Here is an 11,887-nt window from a genome sequence, read left to right as displayed (position 1 = left end):
CATCACCTAGAATCTTAAATACATAAATGGATTTCCCGCCGAATTAGCCAAACTAAAAATACTTATCCAAAACATTGCAAAAATAACAAATATCGTAAATACGTTATTCTTATGCTTCTTATAGAAACCTGTTAATGCTGGAATAGTAAAAACAATTGCCAGCACTAGATATAACCAGTAATCCTGAAGCATATATAGATAATCATTTTTATTTACTGCAACTGAAATATCTATCACAGGGAAAAGCCTTAACATATATATTCTGAGTGCCTTCATGGAATGAATAGCAAATACAACCCATGTAATAGGAATAATTACCATAACGTTAATACGCCCTACCACCATAAATAGCTTTTCAAATCTGCTAAGAATAAACTTCTCTATTGTAATAATCAAGAATATTGCTCCTGCCCATATCCAGAAATTGTATGTTTGACCATGCCAAAGGCCAGTGAGAGCCCAAACGGCAAGTAAGTTAAATACAGTCCAAAGCTTGCCTTTGCGATTGCCTCCAAGAGGGAAATAAACATAATCTCTAAACCATGCGCCTAGTGTGCTATGCCAATTTCTATAAAACTCAGAGATAGACTTTGAAAAATATGGCTGATTAAAGTTGCTAATGAAAGGGAATCCTAGCATCACACCTAGGCCAGCTGCCATAAGCGAATATCCCCAAAAATCAAAATATAATTCAAACGAATAGCTGTATGCTCCAAGCCAAGCCAAAGGAGTGGAAATACTTTCATAGCCAATGGTTTTAATATCATTCCAAAGAACAGAAAGATGATCAGCAATCATCACCTTCATAAACAATCCCATGGCAAAATACTTAAGACCATCTTCTATTTGCAAAAGGATAGCACAGAAATTCTCTTTTTTAGACTTTTCATTCTTTACCCAGGAAACATTGTTTTCTACGTAGTCGTATCGAGCAATCGGGCCTGAAATAATCTGTGGAAACATAAAGAAATAGTTGGCCATGTTTATTAGCTCAACCTTTTGAATCTTACCTTTATATAAATCTGCCAGGTAAGATATCATTTTGAAAATGTAATAGCTAACTCCAAGAGGAATAACTATATTTAATCCAAATGAAGCTGCTCCCTTGAAAAAGCACAGACATGAAACATTTATAAGCACGCCGAATGCAAGTATAATCTTGGATTTTTTCTTAGTTAAAAGTTTAGCCAAAATATAATTAATCAATGTAGCCGCAGAAATCACAGCAATATACACCGGCTCATTAATATAGTAAAATCCTATACTTGCAACCAATAAAAGCCATGCACGACAATTGCATGGCAAAATGTAATATATAATCAAAAAGATTGGTACCAATCTAAAAATAAAAATCAAATCAAAAAAGGTCATTGTATTCTCCCAAAGTTTCCTTCGTATTTAGTATACAATAACCCTTTTATTTTTTCTTCTATAAATTTAATTAAATGTTGCTTGATATTTATCGATTATTTTATATAGTTCGTTATTTGGATCTTCAATCATCTTAATATCGGTATCAAGCTGTAGTAATTTCGACTGATTCTCATCTCTCATCTCCCATGTAGGAAGTCCGTCTCCATTAGGATTTCCAGTCTTGGCGAAGTTTACCCAATACTGTTGCATGGTATCTGACAGCGCATAATCCTCATCAGAATACAGCCCTGGATGTCTCCAAAGATTGCCATAAGCATAAGGCAACTCGCCTGCATGATAATTAGATAAAGAATCATTTGTCTTTGTAAAGTAATACTCATAGGTAGGAACACCCTGCTCCACCAAATAGTTATTCCATAGATAATGAGAGTAGCTAAACCATATCGCAGAATAACTAATATTTAAAGCACCCTTAGCATCTCCCATAGCATCAACAATGAAATGCTGGTCACGCTGTGGCGAATCTGCCGGAACGACCTTTGCCATGTCCCCTGCGTAAGACACCAAATCCTCTGCCAGCAGCTTTTCATAATTCTCCTTAGTAGCTTTTGTGGTCAACAAGAATGCATCTGATTCTTTGGCATTAAATCCATTTAACAGAGCCTTTTCATGGTTTTGCCCCTTTTCATATGTAAGATAAGGCTGTTCTGTAATGGCATAGCCATCGACAGTCATAGCAGATTGATCTGATGTTGTCTTTACCAGTTCTTCTGCTGGAATATCACGCAGCTCAGCAGATGATGCAACACCAAACTCCTTGCGCACAGCGTCTCCTTCTTTTACAGCCTCACTATAATCTCTAAATGTATGGAATGGCTTTCTTGCAAGAATACCGCTAGACTCTGCAATAGCATAATTAAACAATCCATCTGTCAAAGGTGATACGCACATAGCATTTACACTAGATGAGCCTGCTGATTCTCCAGCAATTGTAATTTGATTTGGATCTCCGCCAAATGCCTCGATATTGTCATAAACCCACTGAAGTGCAGCTATCTGATCTAACAATCCATAATTACCTGTAGTGCCGTTTGCTGATTCATCTTTCAAATCGTCAGCTGCATAGTATCCGAAAACATTTAATCTATAGGCAAAATTTACAACAATAACTCCTCTCTTCGCCAAGTCCTCGCCTCGATACTCTGTATATGAAGACTGTCCTGTAGAAAGGCTTCCACCGTGTACATAAAAGATGACAGGAAGAGGCTCATCAGAAGCTTCCTCTGGAGCAAAGACATTAAGATAAAGGCAATCTTCACTCATAGCCTCAAGATACTCATCTCCAAAAGTCACTCTATAATCATGCCATCCAAGAATATGAGACAAGCTGTCATAAAAAGGATTTGTACGAGCCTGCATTGCCATAGGGCCAAATTCATCGCATGCTCTTACACCATCCCAACTTTCTGCCGGCTGTGGTTCCTTGAAACGAAGCTCTCCCACAGGAGCTTTAGCATAAGGAATCCCTGCATATACCTTTACGGAGTGGTCCTCATTATATACACCAGTCAAATCCCCCTGCTCAACAGATACAACATCTGTAACATCAGGATTCTTATTTGCAACTGCTGGAACATTTTTGTAAGGTGGCGCAGTTAGCACATAGTTACATGCCAATATGGCCACAAATATAATCCACATAATGATTGTTGACTTAACATGATATGAATCTCTTTTTATGAGCATTGCCCTTGCTACTAACATTGCAATAGCTGCAAGTATACCAATTGCCCAACCTAATAATATATTTTTAGACAGCTCCAAAACTGCAATATAAAGAACTGTCAGTATGATTACAATAATCGAAAATACCATTGTTGCCTCTCCTTAATTTTGCGCGATTTAATTTATTCCAATCCATTATACTAGCTCTAAAAAAATCTTACAAGAAAAATGTGATTTTTTTGTTGACATGTTGGCCAGACTCTGATAGTATATCTCTTGTTCGCGGAAGTGTCGGAACTGGCAGACGAGCAAGACTAAGGATCTTGTGCTCATTGCGAGCGTGCGGGTTCAAGTCCCGCCTTCCGCATTTTTAGAAAGAGTAACCAATTGATTGGTTGCTCTTTTTTTATTCTTCTCTAATACATATATAACCAATCAACTGGTTTATCTTTCTAAATGTGCCGATGAGTTCCTTGGACCCGGGGTCCAAGGTCTCATCGCCACAAGTGGCGATTCGGTCGGTTCGGTGGGAAAAAGATCCACCGGATCTTTTTCTTTTTCCACCTCACCCCACCTTCCGAGGTAAAACTAATTATTCAATTGGAATTATATACAAAACATATCTTCGAACATTGTTATTGTCTGACAAATAATATTTTATACATATATTTGTCTTGCAATTTCTTTTCCAGGATGTATAATAGACTTATCAAATAACAGAGAGAAAAAACAGAAAGGGAGGTAGAGTCCACCAGAGAATTAATTTAGTAACTACAAAATCTAGTGATTGGAGGTATGGTCCACCAGAGAATTAATTTTTTAACCACGCGACAATTATTACTATTAAAATATACTAGATAGAGAGGTATAGTCCATTGGGATCGATGTTAAGGGGCGGCACCAGTTAGGAATCGGTTGATTTCGAATTGGTGTCGCTCGTTTTTTGTATTAAAAAAGCCTCAGTAAAAACTGAGGCTAAGCTGCAGGAAATGGGACTTGAACCCCTAGATATATTGCTTATATCCCATGAAAATATAATATATTTCTATATATTGTGTGCATTTTTTCTTCCCACGATATATAACTGAAAAAGGACCCCCAGTCAAGGGTCCTTTCCCAGTTTTTAGATCAAAGGAGGGTTATAATGATGTATATCAAGCTTTCGCTTAATACCTAAATTGCTTTTCTGCCTTCTTTTTTACCGAACGTACAATAATGCTCGTAATAAGCAGGTAGATTCTGTCCAAAAGCAGCTTTTAAATCAGAGTATCTTTCTTTGTATACTAATACATTAAATTCTTTTGAACCTTGTCTTCCTTCTTTCATTCCATATGTGCAAAAATGCTGGAATGATTTCTGTGCATCACCTTTAAATGCAGTTTTTATATCTGGATATGTTTTGTTATAAAATTCTGCATCAAATACTGCTGAATAGTCTACACCATTATGTAAATACTTAGCAGTATTGCTTGTACTTGTTGGAATAGCCTTTCCTAAAACTCCCATTGCAATAGCTTTACCAATTGCATCTACACCTACTTTATTGAATAGGTTGTAATCGTCCTGATCGTCACAGAAGAAACATTCTACAAGAATATTCTTACCGCCATTTGTAATGCCCTTAAGTACACCTAAATCAGTGCGCTTCTTTACTCCACGATTTGTAAATCCTAATACCTTAAGTTCCAGGCAAACACGATTTGCAATAAGTGCATCCTCACCTGTTGTTGAATACACCAGCACTTCTGAGCCTTTAACTTTACCATCTGCTGCAGACTTTGTTGTTGCATTAAGATGGATTGAAATATTACATGTGACGTTCTTATAAGAATTAATCTTCTTCTTAATCTGAGTAATGATATTTCCCTGGGATATACCTGAGTCTACTGTACAATCATATGCTGTATGGCCTGCAGCCTTAAGATACTTAATGACTGCTGCACAAATAGCTCTATCTACTACTGATTCTGAGCAAAAACCAACTGCTCCTGAATACTTATTACCCTGCTTTGCATGTCCACCATGTACTGTATATACTGCCATATTATTCCTCACTTTCTACTTCTGGGATGCCACCTAAAGAGGTAGCTAATGAAATGATTGTTGCGACTGCTGCAACACTGAATACTGCTACCCAGTCAACATCTCCCAGTTTTGTACCTACAACAATTCCACCTGCTACAGATTGACCAAAAGTTCTGACTGCTCGGATGATAGCTGCTTTAGCCCACTTCTTAGTGTCAACATCAACCTTAAATACTGAATTCTTAAACATATACCCACCTTTCTACTTGACTTTGTCTTCAAGTTCTCTGATACGATGTTCATGATCGTCTTTATATTTGAATAGAGCAGCAATTTGCTCCATAATTTTTGTTACTTTATTGTTCATCTCTATGAATTGCTTTGTACTCTCTTCTGAATTTTTAGAGAGTGATTCTATTTGCTTGAATATAAAATCAAGCTTTACATTAATTTCTTTGAAACTTTCCGCCTGCTGCACTGCATTGGTTACATCTGTATTACTATTCTGCTTACTGTCTCGTTTGACAGTTAAATATACTGTTAGTCCGGAACAAAACAATGCTAATGCTGCTATTAATAGTGTAAGAACTGATTGTACTGTTGGATTCATAAAGAAGTTTCTCCCATTCATTTGATACTTAAATAATAAATTCATTTTTTACCCCCTTTCTACCCTCTGAGGAATTAAAAAAGGGCTAGGATTTCTCCCAGCCCCTAAAGTCATTATTTGATGCGACTAATACAGTCCTGAACAACTTGCTGCTCTCTTGGCTCAAGTTCTTTCATCATCTTCTGCATCTCTTGAATCATATGCTCTTTTGGATCATGTCCACTATACCTGTAATCCGTATATCCGTATGATGCGGCCTCATTATACCTGCCATCTCCATCACCATCTCTACCTCTTCTTGCTTCAGAATATCCTCTGTTATACCCTGACATGTAGCTTCCCATGTCCATAGAGGTTTCCATTCTTCTGTAAGAGTCCTGACTATATTCATCCATAGCTTCCATGGTAGTCAAATAGTAGATTGTCTTTACTGTCTTATAGATAGTATCAAGATTAGCTGAAGAGATGTCTTTCATACGAACATAAGGCACAAGCTCACTCACAAGCTTTTCTTTTGCTTCTTTTAATCCTTTATCCATTGCTCTCTCCTTTCTAAGCTATCCTTGTAACTGTTAAATTTGCATTTTGTACCAGAATCTGTGGTGCAACATCTGCTGGTGTTGCACCTTCGGATGTATTCTCTACTGATACATTGAAGCAACATCCTTTAGGTACAGTGATTATTGCTGTAGATGTAACATTGAAGAAATTATCCTGAGTAGGTGGTTCTGCTGCAACTGCTGCAGGTGTAACAATAGCCCTGCTGGTAAGAAGTGGCTCACCATCCAAAGCTAAAGCTACTGAAATAGGGCCTGCAGTTCCTGTAGATGGCACTGCAATATTGCCATTAAATGTTACCTGGTATCTTGCAAAACAGTTATTGGTTACGCCTCGGAGAGCTACAATACCACTACCATTTCTGTGATATACATATCCTTTATTACATGGAATACTTGTATTTAATGTAACAACTTGATTAGGAAGCACTGTCTGTACTTCGTTTTTAGTAAACTCTGCCATAGACTTCACCCCCTCTTAAAATCCACTGCAACCACAACCGAAGTTCTGTGTGCAGCAATTAGGGTTCTGTACAACATAAGCTGGAATAGGTACAGGATTCAAATACTGCTCAAGGGCCTGTGTCTGAGCTGCATTATCTGCAAGAAGTCTTCCAGTCTGAGCTGTCTGTGATGCAGCGAGATTTGCCATTGTGAGCTGTCTTTCAAGGTCAGAAATCTTATCATTCTTAGCATCAAGCTCTAACTGGCAAAGCTTATCAAGGATTGCCTGAGTATTAGCTGTCTGATTTGTAAGTAGATCACGAGTATTGTTAGCATCAGCAAAACGTGTTGCATTGCCTTCATTCTGAATGATGTTCTGTGTCTGACATGTAGCAAGACGATTCTCGCAGCAGCATTCAGATTGAGCCTGCTGCATTCCAAACAATGTCTGCTGTAATGCCTGCTGGTTTGCAAAGTTCTGATTCATGCTTGCAATCTGGTTCTCATATGCAGACTGCATAGCATCCATAGCTCTATTGCATCCAGCAACTTCAGCGCTTGCAAAACCATTATTGATGGATGTGTTGATTCCACTAAGCTGACTTGTAATAGTTGCTGTATCAAAACCTCGCTGTACACCTGCATCTGTGTTTGTGGCTGTGAAATATGGAAATAGTCCATTATTTCCACCACCAAAACCATTACCCCAGCCACCATTACCCATAAGGGCAAATAAGAAGAGGATAACCCACCATCCATCTCCACAGCCGAAGCCATTGTTGCCATATCCACCACCATACATAGGTGCAACTGGCATTACCATTTCATTACCGCCATTTTCTCCTAATGACATAGATTACTCCTTTCTACCGCTAGCTATTTGCGGTTAGCGACTTATCCCTTTGATAAGCCGGTTTATAGTTCTATATACTATCTGCTATGCGCACTTGCAGTTAGTAACTACTTAAGGCCCAATTGTGGAGCCATCTGAGATATTTGATTAAATGCTTCCTGAGACATCTGTCCATTTTGTAATAGATATTGGACCGCTTGCTCTGGATTATTCATATATTGTTGTGGGATGTTAACATTTCTCTGAATGAGAAATGACATCGGATTCGATTTGAACTGTTGATACTGACTTTGAATTTGATTTGTAAAAAGCGGATTAGCCATCTGCTTCACCGCCTTTCGCTTTTGCAGTCTTTGTTTCCTTTGGTGGCTGCAATAAGCTTATTATTCTGTTTTCAAAGTCCACAAAATCTGATTTTGTTACATACTCAACCTTTTCAGGTTCCGGATCTACAATCTCTTCAAACTTAAACTTTTTCATTGTGGGAATGCCTGTTGCATCAGTCTGCTTAATGTAGAACTTCTGAGCTTCAGAATCCATTAGCAGCATCGTATATCCGTTAGCAAGTGGATATCCTTTTGCTCCTGTTTCACCTTGAACATAAGTAATGTTTGTTGCAGGTGTAAATACATTTGGTGCTTTCTGTTGAAAATGATTAATCATAACTTCTCCTTTCTATAAAAGTAATATAAGGGTAGTTCATCTCCACTATCCCATGTATCGTAATAGTTGCCATCAACTATTGCTATCACATGACTTCCAGTACCTAGTAAATATCTTCCTTTTGGATGCGATTTAGAAAATCTTTCCACTGTTATGCAGTCCGGACATGTATTAGGTACAAAGCGCATTTCAAAACCTAAGTCAAATAAGGTATCTATCCATATTTTGTTTAATAAAAAAATGTTTTTTGCTATAAATCCTTTCCACATCAAAATGATGTATGTTCCATCCCAGGATATATCAAGCACTTTTGATATTCCTCGAATAACACAATCAATAGTGTCGTTGTTATTAGGATTAGCATTATAGTGAATAAATGCCATGACCATGACCTCGAATAAAAGATATTCTTTGGGGGAATTGCGCTATCCTGGTTCCGATAGGATAGCGCTGTTATAAGAATATGGGTATTTCTTACATGATTATATTATCAAATTGTCAACTACTTTTTTGACCTCTGAGGTAAAAATTTTTAGGGCTACCTTACGATAGCCCCTAAACCTAGGTTTTATGTCCTTGTAGGACTAAGCGATTTTAGTAATAAGTATGCTATGCGTTGCATTAACATAATAGTTTGTTAGTTCAGTATTTGCACCGACGGTTGCCTCCCATGTGTTCCCATCTTGATACATTCGATATGTGCCTGCGGCATTTGCATATACTCGTGTATATCCTACGGGATTAGCGCTAGCAATAGACACTGTAAAACTACCCATAGTATAACTTGTAGCATAAGCGTCCATTCGTCTACCTACACCGCCCCAGATATTTCCATAGTTAGCCCATTGTCCCGATTGTCCCCAAATTATCATCAAAGAGAATACTTCCAAAGGACTTGTAATAACACTTACACTAGCACTTGAATATTGTGCTATGTTATGTGTGCCATTAGTTGTGATAGTAGCTGTTCCGCTTGTTTTTACTGTTCCTGTGCCATCATGATACCCCTGTGGAATTGTCACTGAGCCTGTACTTGCCATATTAGCACTCCATGCCCCACGATTAACAATTTCAGCTAACTTTGCAATAACACTTGTAAATGTGCTACCTGTAGCCCCTACCGCCTGTGCTATTGCTGTATTTTTAAGGCTTGTAAGGGCGTTAGAAAAAGAATCACTAAGATGTTTAGTAGCTCCAGATAATGTTCCATCTCCAATAGCAGATATATCAGTACTTCCTATGCTATCTACTGCATTATTCCATGTAGTTCTTTCATTAGCAGTGATATGTACTGTATTATTATTCTGATGTGCCTGAAATTCTACATCAGAAGCTTTAGTTCCTATAGCTTGATTGAGTGCTTCTACTACCTCTTCATGCTCTGCCATTGCATCTGCAATTTCTTTAAGTGTATCAAGAGTAGAAGGCGCACCATTAATAAGGTTAGCAATCTGTGTATCTGTATATCCTGCTGCTTGTTGATATGCTTGCGCTGCAGCTCCTGCTACATCAGCTCCTACTTGTGCTGCGGTTGTATTATGAGGATTTCCAGTAGTCTGACTATGGTCATAGGCAATCTTGCCTCTGTCTCCACGATATGCAGTAGATGAAGTCTCACCTAAAACGAGATAATCTTCACCCATTTTTCTATACGCTTCTTCAGCACGTTCTGCAGAATCTAAAGCATTATCTTCAGATAAAGCTGCTGCACTTGCAGAAGCTGCTGCTGCATTTGCGGAATCTACTATTTCTGCAGCTTTTTGAGTAGCAGTATATGCACTTGTAGATGCGCTGGATGCACTGGCTGCTGCTGCAGTTGCACTACTTGCTGCATTATCTTTTGACTGAGCAGCATCAAAAGCAGAATCTGCTGCATTATCTGCATATGTATCAGCTTCGCCTGCTGCATTAACTGCCAATGTTGCAGATGCAGCTGCTTCTCCTGCGCTGGTTGCTGCTGCAGTTGCGCTAGCTGCAACATTTTCCTTTGCTGCATTCGCACTTGTGGCACTTTCGGCTGCAGCATCCGCACTTGCTGCTGCTTCTGCAGCTTTAGCAATTGCAGTATCTCTAGCTGTGCCTATCTGATTAGACATTTCGTTGACTAATACTAACTGTTCTGTTAAAGCACCATATTCATTCTGACTCTTTTGGACATTCTGATCTAAGACTTTTGAATACACATTGATTTCAAAAGTAGGTGTTGTTAGTGTCTGTCCATCGGCAAAAGTCAAAAGCAACTGTGCCTGGTTAGTACCTAGTGCAGAAACATCTGTAGTTCTTAATGTATACTGAATGGAATCTCCATCAATAACACATCCATTGTCTGCTTCTGCTCCATCTGCTTTATGAATTAAAATTTCTGCAAACAATACATTTGATAAATCAACAGAATTTCCGCTATTAACAAGTAAGAAATTAAGTGTACGCTGCACTGTGTCCTGCTGACATATTGATACAGCTTTTCTCACTTTACCGCTATTAATATCTATTCTTAATGTATCTAATGATTTTGGTATCATAGTTATTCTCCTTATGAGCTAAATGATATATTTGCACTCGCACCTGCTCCATGAGTAGATGCTGCATAATATCCATCACCACAATAAAACTTATAAAAATACGAACCATCGGAATATGCACTTACATTATTAGAACCATTTGGCAGATTAGCAACAACTTGGCCTGCTGCATTGTAAATATATGCATATCTTTGTGGGTCAGGTCTTCCAAAATCTGGCATTCCGCTAGTATCATACATCCATCTGCTAGCACTTAACGCTGATATATTTATAGTATTTGTGCCTGCAAAAATACGTCCAGTTACAGTTATTGATGCAATAGACTGAGATGCATAAGACTGAGGACCAGCAAAATAGCTTGTTGTAGATGTGTTAACCGAACAATTTGCACTGTTTCTGTTTCCACTATAATTAACTGTAGCACCAGGACTTGGTGAAGCCGTAAGTGTATCATCCCATGTAATAACAGATGCATTGTATCTTAGAACTGTCACACTTGCTGTTGATGAATTTCCAGCATTATCTGTTGCTGTTACAGTTATTGTGTTGTTTCCATAATTTAGGCCGACATTATACGAAAAACTGTTACCTGAAAATGGTATAGATACATTATTTACTTTTATTGCTGCTACACCTGAATCAGGATCTGTTACTGTTCCAGTTATTGTGTATGTAGAACCTGATGTCTTTATGCTTCCACTTGTAATATTAATTGCAGGTGGTATAGAATCATATTTCCATACCTCTGTGCCATTAACATTAATTTGTGTCAGTGGTACATCATTAAATGTAGGTCTATCTCCTGGAGTGATTGTAGTTCCATTAATTGCTAAACTCATATTTTTCACCTACGATATAGTAATATTTAATATAGTTCCATTTAATGCAAAATTTAGCTGTGATGCTGGCATACTATTAATTGTTACATTACACGCTTCATCTATCCCATCACACGCTGCCTTAATTCCTGAATCCATCCTATCTAAATTTGTTTTATTTAATGGTGTAGTTTCAGTTGGTTTATCTTCCCATCCTATTTTTTCATAATTAATTGCCATCTCTCTACCTCTCTATAGGTTTACTTGTTACTAACTAAATTCTAGCAAGCGTTCTT

Annotated in this window: 13 protein-coding genes and 1 tRNA gene; 1 reads left to right on the top strand and 13 read right to left on the bottom strand. The window is 37.9% G+C overall.

What is annotated here, in order from left to right; genetic code table 11:
- Positions 1 to 6 precede the first annotated feature (6 nt).
- Positions 7 to 1,371, bottom strand: a complete 1,365-nt coding sequence (locus BMY66_RS07530) for an MBOAT family O-acyltransferase (RefSeq protein ID WP_090394739.1) — start codon at positions 1,369 to 1,371, stop codon at positions 7 to 9.
- A 66-nt stretch (positions 1,372 to 1,437) separates the two neighbouring features.
- Entirely contained in the window at positions 1,438 to 3,249 is a 1,812-nt protein-coding gene (locus tag BMY66_RS07525) for a carboxylesterase/lipase family protein (protein ID WP_090394738.1), read from the bottom strand.
- A 132-nt stretch (positions 3,250 to 3,381) separates the two neighbouring features.
- On the opposite strand from BMY66_RS07525, the gene BMY66_RS07520 reads away from it, so the two are divergent.
- A tRNA-Leu gene (locus BMY66_RS07520) sits at positions 3,382 to 3,466 on the top strand.
- An 806-nt stretch (positions 3,467 to 4,272) separates the two neighbouring features.
- Here BMY66_RS07520 and BMY66_RS07515 read toward each other — a convergent pair.
- The 11 genes from BMY66_RS07515 to BMY66_RS07460 all read right to left on the bottom strand — a co-directional run bounded on the left by BMY66_RS07515 (position 4,273) and on the right by BMY66_RS07460 (position 11,831).
- Entirely contained in the window at positions 4,273 to 5,142 is an 870-nt protein-coding gene (locus tag BMY66_RS07515; RefSeq protein WP_090394737.1) for an N-acetylmuramoyl-L-alanine amidase, read from the bottom strand.
- A gap of 1 nt (position 5,143) precedes the next feature.
- Positions 5,144 to 5,374, bottom strand: coding sequence for a holin (locus BMY66_RS07510; RefSeq protein WP_090394736.1), 231 nt, complete (start codon positions 5,372 to 5,374; stop codon positions 5,144 to 5,146).
- Positions 5,375 to 5,386: 12 nt separating this feature from the next.
- Positions 5,387 to 5,779 carry a hypothetical protein gene (locus BMY66_RS07505; protein ID WP_090394735.1) on the bottom strand — a complete coding sequence of 131 codons (393 nt, stop codon included), beginning with the start codon at positions 5,777 to 5,779 and terminating at the stop codon, positions 5,387 to 5,389.
- A gap of 68 nt (positions 5,780 to 5,847) precedes the next feature.
- Positions 5,848 to 6,273, bottom strand: coding sequence for a hypothetical protein (locus BMY66_RS07500; RefSeq protein WP_090394734.1), 426 nt, complete (start codon positions 6,271 to 6,273; stop codon positions 5,848 to 5,850).
- Positions 6,274 to 6,286: 13 nt separating this feature from the next.
- Positions 6,287 to 6,754, bottom strand: a complete 468-nt coding sequence (locus tag BMY66_RS07495; protein WP_090394733.1) for a hypothetical protein — start codon at positions 6,752 to 6,754, stop codon at positions 6,287 to 6,289.
- A gap of 15 nt (positions 6,755 to 6,769) precedes the next feature.
- On the bottom strand, positions 6,770 to 7,588 hold the full coding sequence (locus tag BMY66_RS07490; RefSeq protein WP_090394732.1) for a hypothetical protein: 819 nt from the start codon (positions 7,586 to 7,588) through the stop codon (positions 6,770 to 6,772).
- Positions 7,589 to 7,903: 315 nt separating this feature from the next.
- Positions 7,904 to 8,251, bottom strand: a complete 348-nt coding sequence (locus BMY66_RS07480; RefSeq protein ID WP_090394730.1) for a hypothetical protein — start codon at positions 8,249 to 8,251, stop codon at positions 7,904 to 7,906.
- Positions 8,248 to 8,634 (bottom strand): hypothetical protein, encoded by a 387-nt coding sequence (locus tag BMY66_RS07475; protein ID WP_090394729.1) that lies wholly within the window; start codon positions 8,632 to 8,634, stop codon positions 8,248 to 8,250. The genes BMY66_RS07480 and BMY66_RS07475 overlap by 4 nt, the downstream gene beginning before the upstream one ends.
- A gap of 201 nt (positions 8,635 to 8,835) precedes the next feature.
- The gene (locus BMY66_RS07470; protein ID WP_090394728.1) at positions 8,836 to 10,773 is read right to left on the bottom strand and encodes a BppU family phage baseplate upper protein; all 1,938 of its coding nucleotides are present in this window, start codon (positions 10,771 to 10,773) and stop codon (positions 8,836 to 8,838) included.
- Positions 10,774 to 10,784: 11 nt separating this feature from the next.
- Positions 10,785 to 11,612, bottom strand: coding sequence for a hypothetical protein (locus BMY66_RS07465; protein ID WP_090394727.1), 828 nt, complete (start codon positions 11,610 to 11,612; stop codon positions 10,785 to 10,787).
- 9 nt (positions 11,613 to 11,621) lie between these two features.
- Positions 11,622 to 11,831, bottom strand: a complete 210-nt coding sequence (locus BMY66_RS07460) for a hypothetical protein (protein WP_090394726.1) — start codon at positions 11,829 to 11,831, stop codon at positions 11,622 to 11,624.
- Between the last annotated feature and the right edge of the window lie 56 nt (positions 11,832 to 11,887).

The sequence above is a fragment of the Pseudobutyrivibrio sp. C4 genome (assembly GCF_900111635.1).
In the GTDB taxonomy this organism is placed as follows: Bacteria; Bacillota; Clostridia; order Lachnospirales; family Lachnospiraceae; genus Pseudobutyrivibrio; species Pseudobutyrivibrio ruminis.
The sequence above is the reverse complement of the archived record's forward strand: the minus strand, read 5'-3'. Positions and strand labels throughout refer to the sequence as shown.